This window comes from Paenibacillus popilliae ATCC 14706 (genome assembly GCF_000315235.1).
GTDB classification, from domain to species: Bacteria; Bacillota; Bacilli; order Paenibacillales; family Paenibacillaceae; genus Paenibacillus_B; species Paenibacillus_B popilliae.
In genome coordinates this window covers 12,506-36,334 of the sequence record NZ_BALG01000160.1, presented here as the reverse complement: position 1 = coordinate 36,334, position 23,829 = coordinate 12,506, and the positions used below count along the sequence as shown (strand labels likewise).

General features: G+C 54.8%; 22 protein-coding genes. 21 read left to right on the top strand and 1 reads right to left on the bottom strand.

Annotated elements, in window-relative coordinates; genetic code table 11:
* The first annotated feature begins 65 nt into the window (after nucleotides 1–65).
* From ftsA to PPOP_RS10950, 14 genes are all read left to right on the top strand, one after another.
* Nucleotides 66–1,310 (top strand): cell division protein FtsA, encoded by a 1,245-nt coding sequence (gene ftsA, locus PPOP_RS11015; protein WP_006286420.1) that lies wholly within the window; start codon nucleotides 66–68, stop codon nucleotides 1,308–1,310.
* 53 nt (nucleotides 1,311–1,363) lie between these two features.
* Nucleotides 1,364–2,482: a cell division protein FtsZ gene (gene ftsZ / locus PPOP_RS11010; RefSeq protein ID WP_006286419.1), complete on the top strand. Its 1,119-nt coding sequence runs from the start codon at nucleotides 1,364–1,366 to the stop codon at nucleotides 2,480–2,482.
* A gap of 189 nt (nucleotides 2,483–2,671) precedes the next feature.
* Nucleotides 2,672–3,637, top strand: a complete 966-nt coding sequence (locus tag PPOP_RS11005) for a sigma-E processing peptidase SpoIIGA (protein ID WP_006286418.1) — start codon at nucleotides 2,672–2,674, stop codon at nucleotides 3,635–3,637.
* A 118-nt stretch (nucleotides 3,638–3,755) separates the two neighbouring features.
* On the top strand, nucleotides 3,756–4,478 hold the full coding sequence (gene sigE, locus PPOP_RS11000; RefSeq protein WP_006286416.1) for an RNA polymerase sporulation sigma factor SigE: 723 nt from the start codon (nucleotides 3,756–3,758) through the stop codon (nucleotides 4,476–4,478).
* Nucleotides 4,479–4,606: 128 nt separating this feature from the next.
* Nucleotides 4,607–5,389 (top strand): RNA polymerase sporulation sigma factor SigG, encoded by a 783-nt coding sequence (gene sigG, locus PPOP_RS10995; protein WP_006286415.1) that lies wholly within the window; start codon nucleotides 4,607–4,609, stop codon nucleotides 5,387–5,389.
* 179 nt (nucleotides 5,390–5,568) lie between these two features.
* Complete coding sequence (locus PPOP_RS10990) at nucleotides 5,569–5,859, top strand: YlmC/YmxH family sporulation protein (RefSeq protein WP_006286414.1); 291 nt, start codon at nucleotides 5,569–5,571, stop codon at nucleotides 5,857–5,859.
* A gap of 46 nt (nucleotides 5,860–5,905) precedes the next feature.
* Nucleotides 5,906–6,757 (top strand): peptidoglycan editing factor PgeF, encoded by an 852-nt coding sequence (gene pgeF, locus PPOP_RS10985; RefSeq protein ID WP_042228472.1) that lies wholly within the window; start codon nucleotides 5,906–5,908, stop codon nucleotides 6,755–6,757.
* 4 nt (nucleotides 6,758–6,761) lie between these two features.
* Nucleotides 6,762–7,448, top strand: coding sequence for a YggS family pyridoxal phosphate-dependent enzyme (locus tag PPOP_RS10980; RefSeq protein WP_006286411.1), 687 nt, complete (start codon nucleotides 6,762–6,764; stop codon nucleotides 7,446–7,448).
* Nucleotides 7,448–7,897 (top strand): cell division protein SepF, encoded by a 450-nt coding sequence (locus PPOP_RS10975; protein ID WP_006286410.1) that lies wholly within the window; start codon nucleotides 7,448–7,450, stop codon nucleotides 7,895–7,897. The genes PPOP_RS10980 and PPOP_RS10975 overlap by 1 nt, the downstream gene beginning before the upstream one ends.
* A gap of 7 nt (nucleotides 7,898–7,904) precedes the next feature.
* The gene (locus tag PPOP_RS10970) at nucleotides 7,905–8,177 is read left to right on the top strand and encodes a YggT family protein (RefSeq protein WP_006286408.1); all 273 of its coding nucleotides are present in this window, start codon (nucleotides 7,905–7,907) and stop codon (nucleotides 8,175–8,177) included.
* Nucleotides 8,178–8,225: 48 nt separating this feature from the next.
* Nucleotides 8,226–9,014: a YlmH family RNA-binding protein gene (locus PPOP_RS10965; protein ID WP_006286407.1), complete on the top strand. Its 789-nt coding sequence runs from the start codon at nucleotides 8,226–8,228 to the stop codon at nucleotides 9,012–9,014.
* Between the two features lie 94 nt (nucleotides 9,015–9,108).
* On the top strand, nucleotides 9,109–9,600 hold the full coding sequence (locus PPOP_RS10960; RefSeq protein WP_006286406.1) for a DivIVA domain-containing protein: 492 nt from the start codon (nucleotides 9,109–9,111) through the stop codon (nucleotides 9,598–9,600).
* 452 nt (nucleotides 9,601–10,052) lie between these two features.
* The gene (gene ileS, locus PPOP_RS10955) at nucleotides 10,053–13,145 is read left to right on the top strand and encodes an isoleucine--tRNA ligase (RefSeq protein WP_006286405.1); all 3,093 of its coding nucleotides are present in this window, start codon (nucleotides 10,053–10,055) and stop codon (nucleotides 13,143–13,145) included.
* Between the two features lie 168 nt (nucleotides 13,146–13,313).
* On the top strand, nucleotides 13,314–13,709 hold the full coding sequence (locus PPOP_RS10950; RefSeq protein ID WP_006286404.1) for a DUF5665 domain-containing protein: 396 nt from the start codon (nucleotides 13,314–13,316) through the stop codon (nucleotides 13,707–13,709).
* Between the two features lie 62 nt (nucleotides 13,710–13,771).
* Here the strand turns inward: PPOP_RS10950 and PPOP_RS10945 are convergent, their stop codons facing one another.
* Nucleotides 13,772–14,539 carry a TraR/DksA C4-type zinc finger protein gene (locus tag PPOP_RS10945; protein ID WP_006286403.1) on the bottom strand — a complete coding sequence of 256 codons (768 nt, stop codon included), beginning with the start codon at nucleotides 14,537–14,539 and terminating at the stop codon, nucleotides 13,772–13,774.
* 168 nt (nucleotides 14,540–14,707) lie between these two features.
* Between PPOP_RS10945 and lspA the strand changes: the two genes are divergently transcribed.
* From lspA to carB, 7 genes are all read left to right on the top strand, one after another.
* Nucleotides 14,708–15,247 carry a signal peptidase II gene (gene lspA, locus PPOP_RS10940; RefSeq protein WP_006286402.1) on the top strand — a complete coding sequence of 180 codons (540 nt, stop codon included), beginning with the start codon at nucleotides 14,708–14,710 and terminating at the stop codon, nucleotides 15,245–15,247.
* A complete protein-coding gene (locus PPOP_RS10935) occupies nucleotides 15,244–16,218 on the top strand; it encodes an RluA family pseudouridine synthase (protein WP_006286401.1) in 975 nt (324 codons plus the stop codon). The genes lspA and PPOP_RS10935 overlap by 4 nt, the downstream gene beginning before the upstream one ends.
* A 360-nt stretch (nucleotides 16,219–16,578) precedes the next feature.
* Entirely contained in the window at nucleotides 16,579–17,136 is a 558-nt protein-coding gene (gene pyrR / locus PPOP_RS10930; RefSeq protein WP_006286400.1) for a bifunctional pyr operon transcriptional regulator/uracil phosphoribosyltransferase PyrR, read from the top strand.
* Nucleotides 17,127–18,038, top strand: a complete 912-nt coding sequence (locus PPOP_RS10925; RefSeq protein ID WP_006286399.1) for an aspartate carbamoyltransferase catalytic subunit — start codon at nucleotides 17,127–17,129, stop codon at nucleotides 18,036–18,038. Before pyrR ends, PPOP_RS10925 begins: the two co-directional genes overlap by 10 nt.
* Before the next feature lie 67 nt (nucleotides 18,039–18,105).
* Nucleotides 18,106–19,383, top strand: coding sequence for a dihydroorotase (locus tag PPOP_RS10920; protein WP_006286398.1), 1,278 nt, complete (start codon nucleotides 18,106–18,108; stop codon nucleotides 19,381–19,383).
* Between the two features lie 92 nt (nucleotides 19,384–19,475).
* Complete coding sequence (locus tag PPOP_RS10915) at nucleotides 19,476–20,606, top strand: carbamoyl phosphate synthase small subunit (RefSeq protein ID WP_006286397.1); 1,131 nt, start codon at nucleotides 19,476–19,478, stop codon at nucleotides 20,604–20,606.
* Nucleotide 20,607: 1 nt separating this feature from the next.
* Entirely contained in the window at nucleotides 20,608–23,823 is a 3,216-nt protein-coding gene (carB, locus tag PPOP_RS10910) for a carbamoyl-phosphate synthase large subunit (protein WP_006286396.1), read from the top strand.
* Nucleotides 23,824–23,829 lie beyond the last annotated feature (6 nt).

Here is a 23,829-nt window from a genome sequence, read left to right as displayed (position 1 = left end):
GAGTGTCTGAGTGTCCGGGGATACAAACATATACCAATTGAATGGGAAGTAGGAGGTGCCACGGGTTGAGCAGCAATGACATCATTGTGAGTTTGGACATCGGTACATCCAAAGTGCGTGCTATCATTGGAGAAATTAACAACGGAACGCTGCAAATCATCGGCGTTGGATCTGCTGATTCAGAAGGTATTCGCAAAGGTGCGATTGTAGATATTGATCAGACTGTGCAATCCATTCGTAATGCTGTGGAGCATGCGGAACGCATGGTCGGTATAGAGATTACGGAAGTGTACGTTGGCATATCGGGCAATCATATCGGACTCCAGTCCAGTCATGGCGTCGTCGCGGTATCGAACGAGGATAGAGAGATTGGCGAAGAAGACATCGATCGAGTTCTGAAGGCGGCCGAAGTCATTGCGCTCCCTCCGGAGCGCGAGATTATCGACGTCGTGGCGAAGCAATATGTGGTCGATGGTCTGGAGGACATCCATGACCCGCGCGGCATGATCGGGGTCCGCCTCGAGGCGGATGCGACGATTATTACAGGAGCGAAGACCGCGATACATAATTTGACCCGATGCGTCGAGAGAGCGGGGTTGCATGTCAAGGAACTGGTCCTAATGTCTCTAGCCGGGGGCCATCTAGCGCTGTCCAAGGATGAGAAGCTGATGGGTTCGGTATTGGTCGATGTAGGTGCGGGCGCCACGACGATTGCCGTGTTCCGCGACGGGACGCTAGCAGCTACTTCGACCTTGCCCATCGGGGGCGACTTCGTCACGAACGACATCGCCTATGGATTGCGGACGATGTCCGATCAGGCGGAGAAGGTCAAGCTCAAGTTCGGCTGCGCCTGGGTGGACGATGCATTGGAGGATCAAGTGTTCAAAGTCGTCCGCATCGGGAGCAACGTGGAGAAGGAATTCAATCAAGTATTCCTCGCGAATATCATTGAGCCTCGCGTTCAAGAGATTTTTCAGCTTGTAAAAAATGAAGTGAAGCGTCTAGGTTTCACAGAGCTTCCTGGCGGGTACATTCTTTCGGGAGGCACCGTCTCTATGGCTGGTGTGTTGATTGCCGCACAGGCCGAGCTGCAGACATCGGTTCGGATTGCGGTGCCTGATTACATCGGAGTGCGCGATCCAGGATTCGTAAGTGGTGTTGGGGTGTTGCATCATGTGATGCGCTCCGTCCGACCACGCAGTGCAGGTGGCACCAAGAAAGCATCCGCACGAAAGCCGGTCCCGGCAGAATCATCGAACAAGCCTGGTTTTATCGAACGGTTAAAAAATATGTTTAGCGAATTTATTTAACGTTTCTTTGACTTCATGCCATCGATGCACAATGAAGGGGAGATGGAGGGTTCATGTTGGAATTTGAATTCGAGATGGAAGCATTAGCCCAGATTAAGGTAATCGGTGTCGGCGGCGGCGGAAGCAATGCAGTCAACCGCATGATCGACAACGGTGTAATGGGCGTTGAGTTTATTACGGTAAATACGGATGCGCAGGCGCTTCACCTTGCGAAATCCGAGCACAAGCTGCAGATCGGCGACAAGCTGACGCGCGGCCTAGGGGCGGGCGCGAATCCTGAAGTGGGAAAGAAGGCAGCCGAAGAGTCCCGCGAACTAATTACGAACACCCTTAAGGGGGCCGACATGGTATTTGTCACCGCCGGCATGGGTGGAGGAACGGGGACCGGTGCGGCTCCGGTCATCGCCGAGATCGCGAAGGAATGCGGGGCGCTAACGGTAGGAGTCGTTACGAGACCATTTTCGTTTGAAGGTCGCAAGCGTCTGTCGCAGGCGGAGATGGGCATTGAAGCCTTGAAGGAGAAGGTGGATACGCTCATCGTCATCCCGAATGATCGCCTCTTGGAGATTGTGGACAAGAAGACGCCGATGCTGGAAGCGTTCCGGGCGGCAGATAACGTGCTGCGGCAGGCAGTCCAGGGCATTTCCGACTTGATTGCCGTGCCGGGGTTGATTAACCTTGATTTCGCAGACGTGAAGACGATTATGACGGAACGGGGTTCGGCCTTGATGGGAATCGGCATCGCCAACGGGGAGAACCGGGCGGCAGAGGCCGCGCGCAAGGCGATTATGAGCCCACTGCTTGAGACGTCGATCGATGGCGCACGCGGCGTTATCATGAACATTACGGGCGGAGCGAATTTGTCGCTCTACGAGGTCAATGAAGCGGCCGAGATTGTGACCGCTGCCTCGGATCCGGAAGTGAACATGATTTTCGGTGCAATTATCGACGAGGACATGAATGATGACATTAAGGTGACTGTCATTGCAACTGGATTCGAGCATAAGCCGGCGCCGATGATTCCAGGGCGCCGCCCTGCGAGCAGCGAGACGGGCGGAGAATCCCGCGCTCAAGCGCCGCTTCGTCCGTTCGGCAATACGCCATCCGGCGGAGATCAGCTGGACATCCCGACGTTCCTGCGGAATCGTCCGCGCAACAATAATAACGATTGATGATAGACGCGAGACGTCTGCCTACCGAGGCAGGCGTCTTTTTGCGTGTTTGTCCACGTTCATGGTTCGCTGCTTCTCGACAAAAAAAGTAACAATCCCCCACCCACCTTTAGACAGACTTCGGATAGCCGCCTCTATATACTTATCCTTAACTTACGATAGATTGGCGGTACAAAAGGAGGGAGCGCAGTGACCGTCATCTATGCCGATCTCGTATTCGGGCTTAATCTAGCACTCGATTGGACGCTGCTGACGATGACCGCCTGGATGCGCGGACTCTCTCATTCCCACAGGAAGGTAGCGGCCGGAGCGGGACTTGGGACGCTCTATGCCCTCGTTTTGTTTATTCCGGCTTTTCCGCTGCTGTATACCTATGCGGGAAAGATACTGATATCCATATTTATGCTGCTCATTGCATTTGGATTTCGCAATCCCGGATATTTTTTTAAAAATGTCGCTGTTTTTTATTTTTCTGCCTTCGTGCTCGCCGGGGGCTCCATTGGTATTCAATATATGCTGCAAGATGCCAGGCTTTGGTCGATCGCCCACCGCACTTCGGAATGGCTGTCTGCCAGCGGCCAGCAAATGCAGGCCGGCATGGGGGTGGTCATTGCGGCGCTTACCGCCTCGTATGCGCTGTTCCGCCTCGTCTGGAAATGGAGCAAGCGGCAGCAGCAAGTAGCGCGGCAGTTGGTAACGGTTGATATTCGCATCGGTGATGTTCACCGCCAAGTGACCGGATTGGTCGATACGGGCAATCATCTGCATGATCCACTGAGCGGGGCGCCGGTGATGGTGACGGAAGCGAGGATATGGGAGGGATGGCTGTCGAAGGACTGGCTGCAGCAGCTCGGCACCTCACAATCGTTCGACATGCTGGAAACGGTTAACGGTGTCATCGATGTATCGAAGCTCCGGCTGCTGCCCTATCGCGGCGTGAATCAAGGAATGCAATGGATGATTGGCTTTAAGCCGGATGAGATACGGATTACGACCGGGACGGAGACACTGCTTTGCAACCGAGCGATTATCGGGCTCGACGGGGGCGTACTGTCACGGGACGGCGCCTTTCAGGCGATTGTCCATCCGGATATGCTGGAGAGCGGGCAGCAGAGGCCAGAGGAGCCGATTTCGCCAGCCCATCGGGCATCTTGATGCTCGAGCTTGGGGCCATACCGGCACAATGCACAGCTATCGGATTCCCGGCAAGAAGCAGAAAGAACCTTTGCAGCGAATGCGTCCTGTGATAATAACGTAAATAGGAGGAGTAGCCATGCGCTTGAAATGGAAATTGATCATGCAACTTTATTATTACCGACTGTTGTACTTATTGGGATTGAGGCGTGATGAAATCTATTATATTGGCGGTAGCGAAGCGCTTCCTCCCCCGTTGACAAGGGAAGAGGAGGAATACCTGCTCTCGAAGCTGGGCAGTGGGGAAGCCGCCGTGAGAGCGATGCTGATCGAACGCAATTTGCGGTTGGTCGTCTACATCGCACGCAAATTCGAGAATACAGGCATCCACATTGAGGATCTCGTCTCCATCGGGGCGATCGGGTTGATCAAAGCCGTCAACACGTTCGATCCGGAGAAGAAAATCAAGCTGGCCACGTATGCATCGCGCTGCATCGAGAATGAGATATTAATGTATTTGCGCCGGAACAGCAAGACGAGAACGGAAGTGTCCTTCGATGAGCCGCTGAACATAGACTGGGATGGCAACGAGCTGCTTCTGAGCGATGTGCTCGGCACGGAGAACGATACGATATATAAAAATATTGAGGAGCAGGTCGACCGGAAGCTGCTTCATAAGGCGCTTGACAAACTGAGTGAGCGGGAGCGGCTCATTATGGAGCTGCGGTTCGGCTTATCCGACGGTGAGGAGAAAACGCAAAAGGATGTGGCCGATTTGCTCGGCATTTCCCAGTCCTATATTTCCCGACTGGAGAAGCGAATCATAAAGCGCTTGCGCAAGGAATTCAATAAAATGGTGTGACCGTAATTTTAGCCTGATCCATAGCGGGTTCATGGTTATCCTCTGCTTGCAGGGAGAGGGGGAAGGAATAAAATAGCACCCTGGGGAGATAATGTACAGTAATGTTTTACCCTGGGAGGTAGTCACGAATGACCCGAAACAAAGTCGAAATTTGCGGTGTCGATACATCGAAGTTGCCCCTCCTCACGAACGCCGAAATGAGAGAATTGTTCGTGGCTCTGCAGGAGCGGAATGAACGTTCCGCACGGGAGAAGCTCGTCAACGGCAACTTGCGTCTTGTCCTTAGTGTCATTCAACGCTTCAACAATCGCGGCGAATACGTCGATGATCTGTTCCAAGTCGGATGCATTGGCCTGATGAAAGCCATCGATAACTTCGATTTGGGGCAGAACGTTAAATTTTCCACCTATGCGGTACCGATGATTATCGGCGAGATCCGGAGATATTTGCGGGACAATAACCCGATCCGCGTATCCCGCAGCTTGCGGGACATTGCTTACAAGGCCTTGCAGGTTCGTGATTCCTTGACCAATCAAAATTCACGGGAGCCCACGATTGTTGAAATTTCGGAAGCGTTGAATGTCCCCAAGGAGGATGTCGTCTTCGCATTGGACGCGATACAGGATCCGGTTTCTCTCTTTGAACCGATTTATCATGACGGTGGCGATCCGATATACGTCATGGATCAGATAAGCGATGATAAAAATAAGGACGTGTCCTGGATCGAGGAGATTGTGCTCCGGGAAGCGATGCAGAAATTGAACGAGAGAGAGAAAATGATTTTATCGATGCGTTTTTTTGAAGGGAAAACCCAGATGGAGGTGGCGGATGAAATCGGCATATCTCAAGCTCAGGTATCCCGGTTGGAGAAATCAGCTATCAATCAAATGCAAAAGCATGTGCGAACGTAATCCGGTTACGACAATTTTGCTGCCGTCCGCCACGAAGTGGCGGTTTTTTTTGTGCCGGAGAGCAGGGAGGAGGACATTTTGGAGGCTTCGGCCATATATCTATAGTAGGAGAGGATGTTCAAAAAGTCCGCATACGCCTGCGGATTATGAGCATCCTTGCTTCGAAAGTGGGGATCCCGATGAAAATATCCGATTTTCAAACAAAAGATGTTATCAATATTGTGGACGGGAAAAAATTAGGGCAAGTTAGTGATGTCGAGCTGGATGTAAAGCAAGGACGCATCGACGCAATCGTCGTACCCAGTTACAGCAAGTTCCTCGGCTTCTTCGGCGGGGGTACCGAACTGGTCATTCCATGGCGGAGCATTGTTAAAATCGGCGCCGATGTCGTGCTCGTTAAGATGGAGGAGGCCAAGACTTCCCCTCGGCAGGAGGAATTTGAGACAACGGTTCAACTTACGAGACCGTAGGCTTCCGACTGGAGTTTATGGTACACTGGAGGTTGAGGTGAACGGTATGGAACCTTTTGTACGACGTCAAGGCAATTTGCCGGATGAACCAGACGTTCTCGAACTGGCCGGCTGGATGACCGCTACGCCCAGGCTGGCGGCCGGGTTCACGACCCGGCTGGGGGGGATGAGCCAGGGCAGCTTCGATTCGCTCAACTGCGCCCTTCATGTGCGCGATGCAGAGGAGAATGTCATCGCGAACCGGCGGCGAGTTGCTGCGGCTGTTGGCATTCCGTTCAAGAACTGGGTATGCAAAGAGCAGGTGCACGGCAATCGCGTGTACGCTGTTACGGAGGAAGACCGGGGCCGGGGCTGGTTCGACCGGGCCAGTGCGATTCAAGATACGGACGCGCTTGTGACCGATGCAGAAGGGGTAATGTTGGCCTCCTTTTATGCCGATTGCGTGCCGCTTATTTTTCTCGATCCGGTGAGGCGGGTTGTGGCCTTGGCGCATGCGGGCTGGAAGGGAACGGCAACCCGGATTGGCCCGGAGACGGTATATATGATGCAGAATCGTTATCACAGTTCGATGGAGCATATAAGAGTGGCCATCGGACCTTCGATCGGCCCGTGCTGCTATGAGGTGGACAACCGGGTGCTGGAGCAGGTCCGGGAGGCATGGAACGAAGAGGAAGGCGAAGCGGAGCGCGCTGTCATTCCATCTTCCCGGCCGGGACATGCATGGCTTGATCTGAGGGAATTGAATCGACAATTGTTGAAGCAAGCAGGAATTTTGCCAACAAATATCGAATGTACTAACCTGTGCACCGGCTGCGATACCGGCATGTTTTTTTCCCATCGCAAGGAGGGGGGAGCAACCGGCCGCATGATGAGCTTTATTGGTTGGAAGAAGGGATGACGACATGACGCTGCAGCAGAGTATCGAAGCTGTAGAACGACGGATTCAGGAAGCATGCGCCCGAGCGGGGCGCAGCCGGGAGGACGTCCGGACGATCGCGGTGACGAAGTATGTATCGCCGGATCGGACAGGCGAGGCGATTGCGGCCGGCCTGAAGGACGTCGGGGAGAACCGGTGGCAGGATGCGGAAGCGAAGTGGATGCGGTACGGCGATCAGGCGACCTGGCATTTTATCGGATCGCTACAGTCGAACAAGGCGAAGGATGTTGTCGGCAAGTTCACGTACATCCATTCGTTGGACCGCCTCTCCCTGGCCAAGGCGATAGAGAAGCATGCTGCCGAACTGGATCAGTTCGTTCGCTGCTTCATTCAGGTGAATATATCAGGAGAAGCTTCGAAGCAGGGGCTCTCGCCACAGGACGTCGCGCCTTTCCTCGAAGAGTTGAAGGCATACCCGCGCATTCAGCCGATCGGGCTGATGACGATGGCCCCGTATGAAGCGGAGCCGGAAGAGACGAGACCGGTATTTCGCGGTCTGCGCCAATTGCGGGATGAATTGAACGAGATGCGGGCCGAACCGCTTGCCCATCTGTCGATGGGCATGTCGAACGACTTCGAGATCGCCATTGAGGAAGGGGCGACGTGGATTCGGCTTGGCTCCATTCTGGTAGGGAAAGAGAGGGAAGAATGATGGGCGTAATGAACCGTTTCATGAGTTTTCTCGGATTGCAGGATGAGGAAGAAGTCATCGAACGAGAGCAGATCACCCACGCGGATGACCAGGAGCTGGAAGCGCCTGCCTTCGATCAGCGCAAGGGCGCGAGAGGGTCCAACATCGTGAGCATCCATTCGCAGAAGGCTTCGAAGGTTGTCCTGTCTGAGCCTCGATCCTATGAGGAAGCGCAGGAGATCGCCGATCATTTGCGCTCTCGGCGGTCTGTCATCGTTAATCTGCAGCGCGTCCGCAATGATCAGGCGCTGCGCATTATTGATTTCCTGAGCGGAACGGTGTATGCGTTGAGCGGCAACATTTCCAAGCTCGGAAGCAATATTTTCATCTGCACTCCGGACAATATCGAGATTCAAGGCTCGATAACGGAGATGTTTACAGAGGATTTCGAATACGAACAAACGAGGTGACCTGCTGTTGCTGGAATATACGATGATACAGTATTTGGGCTATCTGTATGAAATCTATACGTGGCTCATCATTATTTATGTGTTGATGTCCTGGCTCCCGAATGTCCGCGAGAGCTTTGTCGGCGAGATTTTAGGCAAGATCGTAGAGCCGTATTTGAGTCTGTTCCGGCGCATCATCCCGCCGATTGGCGGCATGCTAGATATTTCCCCGATCATCGCCCTGTTCGCGCTCCGCTTCGTGTACATGGGTCTGGTTGCCGTTGTGCAGTACCTGTTCTAGACATGCGATGCGTAAGGCACAGGAGCTCGGCAAAAGGCGGAATAAGGAATGAAGGGTAACGAGAAGCTGTATGTCCACTTCCATCCTGACGAGCGGGTGTTCGTCGATCGCGCGTGGGAGTGGGTGCGGCGCGCGTCCGAAGGACATGAGGTGAAGCGGACGGACTTTTTGGATCCGAGGCAGGCGTATATTACGGCGACGTTGGTTAACCGGTGCCGGGATGTTCAACTCCGCCTGGACGGCGGCTTTGCGCAGGCAGAGCGCAAGCGAGCCCTGGTAGCACCCGATTATGTATATGCCGAAGGGGAGGATGTGGGAATCTCCGTACTCCAGATCACCGCGCCTGACCGGAAGTGGGACGAGCTGGAACATGGTGATTTTCTTGGCGCGCTGCTTGGCCTGGGCATCAAGCGGGAGAAGATTGGAGATATTCATATCTCCACTGATCGCTGCCATGTGCTGGTAACGGAGGAGATGGCGCCGTTCGTAAATACGCATCTGCGCCAGGTTCACCGGGTGAGCGTCTTGACGGATATCCTTCCTCTGTCCGAATTGCAAGCGGTGGAAGCGGAGATGAAGACGGCCAAGCTGAGTGTCGCTTCCTTGCGTCTGGACGGAATGGCTAGCGACGTGTTCCGCTTGAGCCGCACGAAGATCGTAGCGCCGATCAGGGCGGGCCGCTGCAAGATCAATTGGAAGGTGGAAGAGAACCCTTCCGTCCTGCTCCGAGCGGGTGACGTCGTTTCCTTGCAGGGCTGCGGACGGTTCAAGGTTATCGATGTGGAAGGGTTGACGAAGAGGGGCCGCTATTGGGTTACGGTCGGGACGTTCACCTGATGATGTTGCGGCACACTTGGCAGGAATTTTGGCAGAGGATGTCGAATTGAATATTAATCGCTGCAAGGGTTGTAAATATTAGGAGGTGCACAGCATGTCATTGACACCGCTCGATATACATAACAAGGAATTTAGCCGCAAGCTGCGCGGTTACGATGAAGATGAAGTGAATGAATTTCTAGATCAGATCATCAAAGATTTCGAAGCTTTTATCCGGGAGAACAAAGAGCTGCAGAACCATTCCCTCCATCTGCAGGAGAAGCTGGACCACTTCGCCAACCTGGAGGAGACGCTCAGCAAGACGATCATCGTTGCTCAAGAAGCGGCCGATGAAGTGAGGAACAACGCCAAGAAGGAAGCTCAGCTTATTCTGAAGGAAGCGGAGAAGAATGCCGATCGGATCATCAATGATTCGCTGGCCAAATCGCGGAAGGTCGCGATCGAGATTGAGGAACTGAAGAAGCAGGCGTCTATCTACCGCACGCGCTTCCGCACGCTGGTCGAGGCGCAACTGGAACTGCTGAGCCAGGACGGCTGGGACGGACTGGAACACGCGGAACGGACCGAGGTGAAAGAGCTCTATTGAGCGTCCGGCGGAATGATTTGACATTTCGGGCAAAACGCGATATAACTATGTATTATTCCATATGTTGTTTGCTAACTGACGATCCGGCCTGTATCGAATTCCGGTCGGATGGTATATCGCATATTCAATGACGGGAACGTGCCGTCACGCTTGGAGTTCGACCAGAGAATCGGGATGGGTGGGAACCGATGAACACAACGTGACCGGACATCATCCCAGAGAAGGCAAGCCGAGAGCCCGGCGGTGCACGTCATCGCGATGGAGGTAAGCTTGTCCGGCAGTCGGCCGTTATCCGGGAGCGCCAGTAGACTGCTGCGCGCACAGAGTGCCATACTGTCTGGTTGAGCGGCGGTAATGGAACAAGGGTGGTAACGCGAGAGACCTCGTCCCTTTTGGGATGGGGTTTTTTATGTTCTAACAGGTAGGGACTTAATAAGAAAGGAAGAGGAACCGTGAAAAAAGTGGATGTGAAAGAGCGGGCCCGCGAGCGGGAACTGCGGGTATTGCAAAGATGGAATGAACAGAATACGTTCCAGAAATCGATCGAACAGCGCGAAGGCAAGCCGAACTATGTGTTCTATGAAGGACCGCCGACGGCGAACGGAGCGCCGCATATCGGACATGTGCTGGGCCGAGTCATCAAGGACTTCATCGGTCGCTACAAGACGATGTCCGGTTACCGCGTCCTCCGTAAGGCCGGCTGGGATACGCACGGATTGCCTGTCGAGCTGGGCGTCGAGAAGCAGCTGGGCATTTCCGGCAAGCAGGAGATCGAGAAGTACGGGGTCGAGCAATTCGTCAAGAAATGCAAAGCTAGCGTCTTCGAGTATGAGAAGCAATGGCGGGAGCTGACGGAAGCGATCGGCTATTGGACCCATTTGGACGATCCGTATATTACGCTCGACAATCGCTACATCGAAAGCGTATGGCATATTTTGTCCGCGATTCACAACAAAGGCCTGCTGTACCGCGGCCATCGCGTCAGCCCGTACTGCCCGTGCTGCCAGACGACCCTCAGTTCGCATGAGGTGGCGCAAGGATATGAGACGGTTAAGGATCTGTCAGCCACCGTCAAGTTCAAGCTGAAGGACAGCGGGGAATACGTGCTGGCCTGGACGACGACGCCATGGACGCTGCCGGCCCATGCGGCGCTAGCAATGAATCCGGACATGGATTATGTGCGGGTGCAACAGGAGGACGGCGTCTATATCGTAGCCCACAATCTCGTCGATAACGTCATGCAGGGCGAGTATACGATTCTGTCGGAGCATAAAGGCTCTGAATTTATCGGCAAAACCTACGATGCCCCCTTCACCTACATCAAGCCAGAGAAAGGCCATCTTATCGTCGCAGCCGGGTTCGTCACAGATGCGAGCGGAACCGGGATCGTCCATATGGCTCCGGCGCACGGGGAAGACGACTATAGGAGCTGCCGCGATAATGGCATCAGCTTCGTCAGCGTCGTAGACACCCATGGGCGCTATGCGCCGGAAGTAACCGACTTCGCAGGCCGCTTCGTCAAAGATTGCGATATTGACATCGTCAAGGCATTGTCAGAGCAGAAGACGCTCTATAGCAAGGAAAAATACGAGCACAGCTATCCGTTCTGCTGGCGGTGCAAATCGCCGCTGCTCTATTATGCGACGGAATCCTGGTTCATAAAGACGACAGCGGTTAAAGATCAATTAATTGAAAACAACAGCAAGGTGGACTGGTATCCATCTCACATTCGTGCTGGCCGCTTCGGCAACTTCCTCGACGATCTCGTCGACTGGAACATTAGCCGGAACCGTTATTGGGGAACGCCGCTCAACGTATGGGTATGCTCCTCCTGTAAGAAACAATATTCACCTAGCAGCCGCGCAGATCTGATCGCACGCTCGGTCGGATCCGTAGCGGAGGATATCGAGCTTCACAAGCCGTATATCGACGAAGTGAAGCTGCGTTGCCCGCACTGCGAGCATGGCGTAATGGAGCGTACGCCGGAAGTCATCGACGTATGGTTCGACAGCGGCTCTATGCCTTTTGCCCAGTTCCATCACCCCTTCGGCAATGAACAGGCATTCAAGGAGCAATATCCGGCCGATATGATTTGCGAAGGGATCGACCAGACGCGCGGCTGGTTCTTCAGTCTACTGGCCGTATCGACGCTGTACAAGGGCAAGGCCCCATACAAGGCCGTGATGGCAACGGGTCATATTTTGGATGAGAACGGACAAAAAATGTCCAAATCGAAAGGCAATGTCATCGATCCGTGGGCAATCATTAACGAGTACGGCACGGATGCCTTCCGTTGGGCACTCTTGTCGGACAGCGCGCCATGGAACTCGAAGCGCTTCTCGAAGCAGATTGTCGCGGAAGCGAAGTCCAAGGTGATCGATACGCTCGTCAATACCCATGCCTTCTATGTGCTGTATGCCCATATCGATCAGTATGATGCGCAAGCTTATGAAGAGCGCGCGTCGGCCAACAAGCTGGACCGCTGGATTCTGTCCCGTCTGCACTCTCTTATCGAGACAGTGACAAAGGGCCTAAAGGCGAATGACTTCCTGAATCCGGCCAAAGCGATTGAAACCTACGTGGACGAGCTGAGCAATTGGTACATCCGCCGTTCCCGCGATCGCTTCTGGGGCAGCGGCATAACCGATGACAAACTGTCGGCTTACCAGACGCTGCGCAAGGTGCTCTTGACCTTGGCGAAGCTGGTGGCGCCTTATGCGCCGATGGTTGCCGACGATATCTACACCAATCTGGGCGGCGAGCGCGAGAGCGTGCACCTGGACGATTACCCACAAGCGGACGAGTCGCTTATTGACACGGTGCTGGAGCAGGATATGGAGACGGCCCGCCAGATTGTAGAGTTGGCCCGCAACGTTCGCAACGAGACCGGAATTAAGACGAGACAACCTCTCTCCGAGCTGATCATCTCCCTTGATCGGCCGTTCCATCTGGCGGATTACGAGGCGATCATTCAGGACGAAATCAATGTAAAGCAGATTCGTGTGGAGACGAGCGACAATGGATTTGTCGATTTTGTCTTGAAGCTCAATCTGAAGGTGGCAGGCAAGAAGTATGGTAAAAACGTCGGTCCGATGCAGAACGCCTTGAAGTCGATGCCGGCCGACGAGACGCGGCGCATCGTCGAGCAGGGACAGTGGACATTCACTGCAGCGGATGGCGAGGAATGGATAGTAACGCGTGATGAGCTGCTCGTGGAAAAGCAGGCGAAGGCCGGGTTTGCCTCGGCTTCGGGTTACCAAATGACCGTGGCGCTCAACACCGAAATTACGCCGGAGCTGGAGCAAGAGGGCTGGGTGCGAGAAGTCGTTCGCGGCATTCAGGATACGCGGAAAAAGCTTGATTTCCCGATAGAGAAGCGGGTCGATCTTGTCATTGACGCCGATACGCAGCTAACTGCGGCGATTCAAGCGTTCGCTGCGACGCTGCGCGATAATGTGCTGGTCGCTTCGGTTGCCTTCGGGGAGATCGAAGGCATGGAGACGATCGAAGTCGGTTCGAAGACGATCCGGGTGCGGATGACCTAATGCCCTTGGGCGGATCGAATCGTGCGGAATGAGCAGCCTGACTCGTGGCAACAATAAGACAGGCGCTTGAATCCGGAATGTGGGATGGAAGAAGAGCGTGGACCTTGCGGGGAACGGAAGGTCACGCTCTTTTTTGCCATTCGGCTTGTACGAGGAGGCGTAATACGCATGCGCAAACAAGAGGAGAACGACAAACGGGAGAACCGGACAGAGACGGAGAAAATTTATGCGGAAATCCCTGCCGCTGTGCCGCAAAATGAGTGGGAAGAACGAAAAATGATGAAGACGATTCATGATTATACGGTCAGTCTGGCGCAAAAAATGGAGAAATCCCGTCTTGACGAGTATACGGAACTGCTCTTCAATCCACGAAGGCTGATCTGGGTCAATCTGATGGGCGGCATCGCACGGGGAGTCGGTGTCGCCATCGGAGTCACATTGTTCACTGCTCTGATTGCTTATATTTTACAGCTTCTCGGTGCCTTGAACTTGCCGATTATCGGCGATTTCATTGCGGATCTGGTTCGCATCGTGCAGCGCCAGTTGGATACGAAGATGTATTGAACTGGGCGATGCCGGCGGCTCGCCAGTATCATCCTCCCAGAAAGGTTTTAGGGATTAGAATTTTATTGATAAGCGTCGCCGGCATCGTCGGAGCCGTCTTGCGAATAGTCTGTCTCGTCCGGCTCGAGCAGCGGCTCTCCTTCCCCGCTGTCCATATAGTGCCGATAATTCCGATTGCGAACGATGTACACATCGCTTCCGGTCATATCCGTGGCGACGAAGCTCTCGAACGATTCGACGAAGCCGTCGAGATCGTCGGATGCTTCAATGTACATATTATCATAGTCATCAATATTGCCGTCTTCCTGCATCGCCGGCGTATTCGATGTGCCCCACGATTCGACAATCTGCCATGCGTCCTCCCCGTCGAAGCCGTTCTGGGTATCCAATTCATCCAGACTGGTGCGCCCGAAGGGAGGCATCAGGAATTGTTCCTCGACCGGCCGGCGGTCGGACACTTGGCGCTGTGGCTCGTGCTCGATACAGTACATCGTATACGGCACCGCTTCCAGTCGCTCGAACGGAATCGGGCGTCCGCAGACGGCGCATAGGCCGTAAGTCCCCTTGTCGATATGATCCAGGGCGCTATGAATGCGATCGAGCAGAAATTCATCATGCTCGTTCAAGGCAATATCCTTGCCCCGTTCGTACAGTTCGGTGGCGACATCCCCCGGGTGATTGTCGACATTGGACAATTCCCCGGTATTTTCGCGGAGCGAACGGGACAGTCCGAAATGGTTGCTGTGAGCCAGCTTGCGGCTCAATTGGGCCTCTTTGTCAAGCAGCGTCTGCTTGAGCGACTCTAATTGCTGTGATGTTAACGAATTCATGGCCGCCGTACTCCTTCCTTAAGGTGTCGTCTGCTTTATAGCATGTACGATCGGGCGGAAAAACTACGTGGAAAAACCGTGACGGATTGGGTTGGATTGGACGTGCTTTTTCAACCTGTGATAAAATGAGTGCTGATTACATCCTGTATAATGAGGTGACAATTGTCTATGTGGTATTACCTTATCGCTTTGATCGTGTTTCTCATTGATCAAGGCACTAAATGGATTATCGCGACCCGATTAACGCTATATGAGCAAATTCCGGTCATCGGCAATTTTTTCTTCATTACGTCGCACCGCAATACGGGAGCCGCGTTCAGTATCCTTGAAGATCAGCGCTGGTTTTTCGTCATTGTGACGATTGTTGTCGCAATGGGAATAATTTGGTATATGTACAAAATCCGACATCAACAAGGACATATTTTGCCAATCGGCCTGAGTCTTATCCTTGGGGGAGCACTCGGCAATTTCCTTGATCGGCTGCTAACAGGAGAGGTTGTCGATTTTCTTGAATTTAATTTCGGAGCGTATACGTTTCCGATTTTTAATGTCGCCGACATGGGCATTACGATCGGTGTCAGCTTGGTACTGCTTGACGCGATGCTGTCCGTGAAGCGGGAAAAGGCGCTTGAGGCCGAGATTCGGCGGCATGAAGCCGAGCATGGCCGTCCAGAAGACGGACAATCGAAGGAAGGATCGATGCCATGACAGACTTACGAACATCATCATCGTCAGAGGAAGACAATCCAGAAGGCTTGGAACAGGATATGCTGCTATGGACGGTAACCGACGCGGAAGCCGGGGAGCGCATCGATAAATACATAACCGAATCGTTGGAGGAATCGGTATCCCGTTCGCAGGTGCAACTCTGGATTCGGGATGCTTATTTGCTTGTGAACGGGCGGAGCGTCAAGCCGAATTATAAAATTGGAGCCGGCGACGAGATGGAGCTGCGGATTCCGGCGCCGACCGCGACGGATATCGTGCCGGAGGCGATTCCGCTCCATGTTTATTATGAGGATGCCGACGTCATCGTCATCAATAAGCCACGGGGGATGGTAGTTCATCCGGCGCCGGGTCATCTGTCGGAAACGGTGGTGAACGCCCTTATGCACCACTGCAGCGATCTGTCCGGCATTAACGGCGAACTGCGTCCCGGGATCGTGCATCGCATCGACAAGGATACGTCCGGCTTGCTGATGGCAGCCAAGAACGACCGCGCCCATACGGAACTGGCAGCTCAATTGAAGGCACACACGGTGCTGCGGAAATATAAGGCGCTCGTTCACGGCAATCTGGCCCATGATCAAGGCACCATTGATGCGCCAATCGGCCGCGATCCCCATGACCGGAAGATGTTCGCGGTGACCGATCGCAACAGCAAGCGGGCGGTGACCCATTTCCAGGTAGCCGAGAGATTCGGAGATGTCACATTGGTGGAGCTGCAATTAGAGACAGGCAGAACCCACCAGATTCGCGTCCATATGAAATATATCGGTCATCCGCTCGTCGGCGATCCGATGTATACGCGCGGTATCCGCGGCATCACGATGAACGGCCAAGCCCTACATGCGGCCACCTTGGGTTTCATTCATCCTGTCAGCGGCCAATTGCTGCAGTTCGAGGCTCCGCTGCCGGACGATATGGAGCATTTGCTGTACATGCTGCGCAACCGGTAAGACGGAACAGGAGACGATATTCTGCTGGTTCAAGAAAACGTATTGACAAGTCGTGAGCAAAGTGGGATAATTCCTAGAGAACCCAATATTGAACCTTTAAATCAGTCCCGAGAGGCTGGCAAGGTATCGTTCGTAACGAGAAGATTCGTGATGCGAGAGAACGGGGGAGTGTGTCTGCCTGTGAGCAGAGTACTCTTCATCATCATGTATCTTACTGGATGTCGCAGCCTTCTACGCTGTCATCGAGCAATGAACTCCTTGCCTGAGGGCAAGGAGTTTTTTTGTGGTATGCTATCTGAAATGTACGAATAACGCCTCTGTGGATGATGCAATGTATGAGCGAAGGGAGTTATGCATGTTATGAGTTCGGCGGATTGGAACATCATTATGGATGAGACAGCGATACGAAGAGCCTTGACCCGTATCACACATGAGATTCTAGAACGGAACAAGGGAATAGACAACTGTGTGCTGGTTGGCATCCGCACGCGCGGCATTTATTTGGCGCACCGGATTGCTGAACGAATCCGGCAGATTGAAAATACGGATATCCCGGTTGGCGAACTGGATATTACGCGCTATCGCGACGACGCCAAGCTCGAGCCTGAACGGAACGGCGACCGTAGCGCATCCTTCCCGATTCACGACAAGAAAATCATTCTGTGTGATGACGTCCTGTATACGGGTCGCACCATTCGGGCAGCGATGGACGCCTTGGTGGATCAAGGACGGCCGCAAATGATTCAATTGGCTGTCCTAGCGGACCGCGGCCACCGCGAGCTGCCGATACGACCGGATTATGTGGGCAAAAACGTTCCAACCTCTAGAACCGAAGAGATTGTCGTAGCCTTGAAGGAAGTCGATGGTTCAGATGAAGTGAAAATCATACATCACAGGGGGGAATCAACATGGCGTTAGTTCACATGGAGCGTTCTCTGAAAGAACGGAGCCTGCTCGGTCTGAAGGAGATGAGCCAGCAGGAGATGAAGTCCATTTTGGACCGTGCCGATTACTGGAATCGGCAGCCCAATAAAGTAAGCCATGTGCTCAGGGACAAATTCGCCACGAATCTATTTTTCGAGAGCAGCACCCGAACCCGCTGTTCGTTCGAAGTGGCCGAGAAGCGGCTTGGCGCGGAAGTCATTCATTTCACGGCTCAGGCATCCAGTGTGGATAAAGGAGAATCCATCTATGATACGGTGCGGACGCTTGAATCGATGGGGATGGATGCAGGCGTTATCCGCCTGAAACCGGTAGGTCTTCTGAAACACATTGCGGAGCGGGTCAAAATGCCGCTTGTCAATGCCGGAGACGGCAACAACGAGCATCCGACGCAGGCGCTTCTGGACATGTACACGATGCGGAAGCATTTCGGAGAGCTGTCCGGTCTGACCGTGGCTATCGTGGGCGATATACAGCATAGCCGGGTTGCACGCTCGAATCTGTGGGCCTTGCGAAAGTTCGGAGCGCAGGTCAGCTTCTGCGCACCAGAGCATATGCGGGCGAACGACCTGGATGCCCCGTACATCTCCATCGAAGAAGCCATACAGGCCGATGTCGTCATGATGCTGCGCCTCCAGCTGGAGCGGCATGAAGGAGAACAGATCGGGCCGGCGGAGGAATATCGGGCTCAGTACGGATTGACACTTGAACGCATTGCAGCAATGAATCCACACAGCATCATCATGCATCCGGCTCCGGTGAACCGCAACGTCGAGATCGACGACGCTGTGGTGGAATGCGAACAGGCGCGCATCTTTGACCAGATGGCAAATGGGGTGACGGTGCGAATGGCGGTTATGGAGCGGGCCATGGCGTGACCCGCGGGGAACACCTCGAGAGTTGGAGCGTCGGAAATAAGTACAGGGATAAGAGGGGAGCGTCATCATGCTAGTGATTGCTTATGCGAATATATTAAATGAAGCAGGCGAACTTCAGCTTGTAGACTTATGGATAGAGGATGGACAAATCAAAAAAATCGTTCCTGCTGGCTCGGAACCGGGCGGAACGGCTGAAGTATGCGATGTGCAGGGAAAATTCGTCTCGGCCGGCTTCATCGATATGCATGTGCATCTGCGCGAGCCCGGCTTCGAGCATAAGGAGACGATCGCTACCGGGACGAGATCGGCTGCCAAAGGCGGATTTACGACCATTGCCTGCATGCCGAATACCCGTCCGGTACTGGGCACTCCAGAGACGATTCGCGCCATCTATGACAAAGCGGAGACGGAAGGCATCGTGAAGGTTCTTCCGTATGGCTCCATCACCGTCAATGAACTGGGCCGGGAGCTGACCGACTTCGCCGCCATGAAGGAAGCCGGCGCGATTGGCTTCACCGATGACGGGGTTGGCGTTCAGAATTCACAGGTGATGAAGGATGCCATGAGCCTGGCCAAGGAATTGGACATGCCGGTTACCGCCCACTGCGAGGATGATTCGCTCGTCAAGGGGCGGGCGGTCACCGAAGGAGAATTTGCACGCAAGCACGGACTGAAGGGAATTCCTAATGAATCGGAAGCGATTCATGTCGGCCGCGACATCCTGTTGGCGGAAGCGACCGGTGTTCATTATCATGTATGCCATGTCAGCACGGAGCAATCGATACGCCTTATCCGGCAGGCGAAGCAGTTGGGCATCCGGGTCACTGCGGAAGTCTGTCCGCATCATCTGCTGCTCTCGGACGAAGATATTCCGGGAATGGATGCGAACTGGAAGATGAACCCGCCGCTGCGCTCGCCTTGCGACGTTGCAGCCTGCATCGAAGCGCTGGAGGATGGAACGATCGATATTCTCGTCACCGACCATGCGCCGCATAGTGAAGAAGAGAAGGCCAAAGGAATGGGGCTGGCACCGTTCGGCATCGTCGGTCTGGAGACGGCCTTCCCGCTGCTCTATTCCCGCTTCGTCGCCACCGGGAAATGGACGCTGTCCTTCCTCATCCGGCGGATGACGACGGACCCGGCCAACGTATTCGGCCTCTCGGCCGGACGGCTGGAGCCAGGAGCGCCTGCCGATATTACGGTAATCGACCTGGAAGCGGAGCACGAGGTGAACCCGGAACATTTCTTGTCCAAAGGGCGGAACACGCCGTTCATGGGGTGGAAGCTAAAGGGCTGGCCGGTCTTGACGATGGTAGACGGGCGCATCGTATGGAGGAAACAATAATGCGAATGCAAAATCGTATTATGGCTGGCAGGATACCAACATGATAGATTGACCATCCCGCAAGGACCGACAGAGAGCGAGGAGTGAAGGATATGCAGGCTAGATTATTATTGGAGGATGGCACGCTGTTCACGGGGGCCGGATTCGGCGCAGACGGAGAGACGACGGGGGAGGTCGTGTTCAACACCGGGATGACAGGTTACCAGGAGGTGCTGTCCGACCCGTCCTACTGCGGTCAAATCGTGACGATGACTTATCCGCTTATCGGCAATTACGGCATTACCCGGGATGACTTCGAAGCGATACGCCCGCATGTGCACGGCTTCGTCGTGCGCCGCCATGAACTGGCGCCCAGCAACTGGCGCGCCGAATATTCGGTGGAACGCCTGCTGAAGGAATACGACGTTGTCGGCATCAGCGGCATCGATACGCGGATGCTTACGCGCAAGCTGCGCCACGTCGGCACGATGAAGGGAATCCTGACGACAGGGACCGAGCCGGTCGAAGCGCTGATGGAACGGCTTGCCGGCACGGATTCGCACACGGATCAGGTCGCGCTTACTTCAACGAAGCATATCTACTCCAGCCCCGGAGAGGGCGCGCGCATCGTACTGGTAGACTACGGTGCGAAGAGCGGCATTCTCCGAGAGCTGACAAAGCGCGGCTGCGATGTCGTGGTCGTGCCTCATGATACGACGGCAGATGAGATTCGGCGCCTTCGTCCCGACGGAATCCAATTGTCGAACGGGCCTGGGGATCCCAAAAGTGTACCGCGTGCGGTAGCTGCCGTCCGTGAACTTCTCGGCGAATTCCCGCTGTTCGGCATCTGCCTTGGCCATCAAATCTTCGCGCTCGCTTGCGGAGCGGATACCGGCCGACTGAAGTTCGGACATCGGGGCGGCAACCACCCGGTCAAAGAACTGGCGACGAACCGCTGCTATATTACATCGCAAAATCATGGCTATACCGTATTGGAGGAATCCGTCAAGGGCACGGACCTGCAGGTTACCCATATCAATAATAACGACAAGACGATCGAAGGATTGAAGCATGCGACGGCTCCTGCCTTCTCGGTGCAGTATCATCCGGAAGCTTCGCCAGGACCGTATGACAGCAGCTATCTGTTCGACCAATTCCTCGATATGATTCGCGAGCATCAGAGGATTCGGACACCGGTACCGCGTCAGGCGGAACTTGCCGCACAGCGGAAAGGAGCGCGTTAATATGCCGAAGAACACAGACCTAAAAAAAATACTTGTCATCGGTTCCGGGCCTATCGTCATCGGCCAGGCGGCGGAGTTCGATTATGCCGGAACGCAGGCATGTCAGGCGTTGAAGGAAGAGGGCATTGAAGTGGTTCTCATCAACAGCAACCCGGCTACGATTATGACTGACACCAATATGGCGGACAAAGTCTATATCGAGCCGATTACACTTGATTTCGTCACGCAAATCATTCGCCAGGAGCGTCCGGACGGCTTGCTGCCAACGCTCGGCGGGCAGACCGGGCTCAATATGGCGGTCGAGCTGGCGCGCGCAGGCGTGCTGGAGCAGGAAAACGTCAAGCTGCTCGGTACGCAGCTCGAAGCGATTGAACGTGCCGAGGACCGGGATATGTTCCGCGAGTTGATGCGCGAGCTGGAGCAGCCGGTGCCGGAGAGCACGATCGTGACGTCGGTCGAGGAAGCTCTCGAGTTCGCGAACAGCACCGGCTATCCGATGATTGTGCGCCCTGCCTACACGCTGGGCGGGACAGGCGGAGGCATCTGCGACAAGGAAGAGGAACTGCGCGATATCGTCGCCTCCGGCATTCGCTACAGTCCGATCGGCCAATGTCTGATTGAGAAGAGCATCGCCGGCATGAAGGAAATCGAGTACGAAGTCATGCGCGACGCCAATGACAACTGCATTGTCGTCTGCAATATGGAGAACTTCGACCCGGTGGGCGTTCACACGGGCGACAGCATCGTGGTTGCGCCAAGCCAGACGCTGTCGGATCGGGAGTACCAGATGCTCCGTTCCGCCTCGCTCAACATCATCCGTGCGCTCAACATTGAGGGCGGCTGCAATGTGCAGTTCGCACTGGATCCGAACAGCTATCAATACGGTGTCATTGAAGTGAATCCGCGGGTAAGCCGTTCGTCGGCGCTTGCGTCCAAGGCGACGGGCTACCCGATTGCGAAGATGGCGGCCAAAATCGCGATCGGCTACACGCTGGATGAGATTGTAAACCCGGTGACGGGACAGACTTATGCATGCTTCGAGCCAACGCTGGACTATATCGTATCCAAAATTCCGCGTTGGCCGTTCGATAAATTCACGAAAGCGAACCGGAAGCTCGGCACCCAAATGAAGGCGACCGGGGAAGTGATGGCGATTGGCCGGACGTTCGAGGAGTCGATGCACAAAGCGGTGCGCTCGCTCGAAATCGGCGTCCATCGCCTGTACTTGCCGGAAGCAGGGCCGCTCGATAATAACGAGCTGGAAGCGCGCCTGCAATCGCCGGACGATGAGCGGCTGTTCCTGATTGCGGAAGCATTCCGCCGCGGCTATGCGCTGCAGCGTCTGCATGATATTACGAAGATTGATTGGTGGTTCCTGGATAAAATCGAAGGCATGATTGCCTTTGAAGCACGGATTCAGGAAGCGTCTGCTCTGAGCGAGCAGACGCTCTATGAAGCGAAGCGCATGGGCTTCACGGACCGTGCCATTGCGGAGCTTCGCCAGGCGGCCCATCCGGGGGCGGCCCACACGACGGAAGCGGAGGTGTCCGTGTTGCGCAAGGAGCTAGGTATCCGGCCGGTCTATAAAATGGTAGATACTTGCGCGGCTGAATTCGAAGCTTCCACTCCTTACTATTACTCGACCTACGAGACGGAGAATGAAGTCATGTCCGCCAAGAAGGAGAAGATTCTCGTCCTCGGCTCCGGCCCGATTCGGATCGGGCAAGGGATTGAATTCGACTATTCGACCGTTCATGCGGTAAGGGCAATCCAGGACGCAGGCTACGAGGCGGTCATCATCAATAACAATCCGGAGACGGTCTCGACCGACTTCAACATGTCGGATCGGCTCTATTTCGAGCCGCTCTTCTTCGAAGACGTGATGAATGTCATCGAGCAGGAGAAGCCGGCAGGCGTCATCGTCCAGTTCGGCGGCCAGACCGCGATTAACTTGGCGGCTCCACTGGCGAAGGCAGGGGTGCGGATTCTCGGCTCCAGCATCGAAAGCATCGATGAAGCGGAAGACCGCCAAAAGTTCGAAGCGCTTTTGTCGCGACTCGGCATCGCGCAGCCGAGCGGAAGCACCGTTACATCGGTTGACGAAGCGGTCGGTACGGCACAGCGCATCGGGTATCCGGTGCTTATCCGCCCATCCTACGTCCTCGGCGGACGCGCGATGGAAATCGTCTACTCGGACAAAGAGCTGCTCAACTATATGGAGTCTGCCGTCAAAATCAATCCGGAGCAGCCGGTCCTTATCGACCGCTATATGCTGGGCAAGGAAGTCGAGGTCGACGCGATTTGCGACGGCGAGACGGTGCTCATTCCGGGTATTATGGAGCATGTGGAGCGTGCCGGGGTGCACTCAGGCGACTCGATTGCGGTCTACCCGCCGCAGCATCTGTCCCAGGAGCTGCAGCAACAGGTGGTTGACATTACGATTCGCATCGCCAAGGAATTGAAGACGATTGGGCTCATCAATATCCAGTTCGTGGTTTATCAACATCAAGTCTATGTTATCGAAGTCAATCCGCGCTCGTCCCGCACGGTGCCGTTCTTGAGCAAGGTAACCCATATTCCGATGGCGAACGTCGCGACGAAGCTGATTCTTGGCGGGAAGCTGAACGACCTCGGGTATCAGGAAGGCCTGTGGCCGGAAGACGACCATGTCTCGGTGAAGGTTCCCGTCTTCTCCTTCGCTAAGTTGCGCCGGGTCGAGCCGACGCTCGGACCAGAGATGAAGTCAACCGGGGAAGTGATGGGCCGTGACAAGCAGTTTGCCAAGGCGCTGTACAAGGGTCTCATCGGCTCGGGCATGAAAATACCGGCGACCGGGGCGATGATTTGTACGGTGGCGGATAAAGACAAGGAAGAAGCGGTGCAGTTGATGAGCGGCTTCGCCGGTCTTGGCTATAAACTGATAGCAACAGGCGGCACCGCTGCGGCGTTGGAGGAAGCGGGGCTGAACGTCCAGCGCGTCAACAAGCTGACGGAAGAGACTCCGAATATTCTCGACCTGATCCGGACCGGGGAAGCGCACCTCGTCGTCAATACGTTGACGAAGGGCAAGACTCCAGAACGGGACGGCTTCCGCATCCGCCGCGAGGCGGTGGAGAACGGCGTCGTCTGCATGACCTCGTTGGATACGGTGCGCGCGCTGCTCGAGATGCTGGAGCAGATTAACTTCTCCTCGCGTCCGATGCCGGCCATCAGTTAATTAACG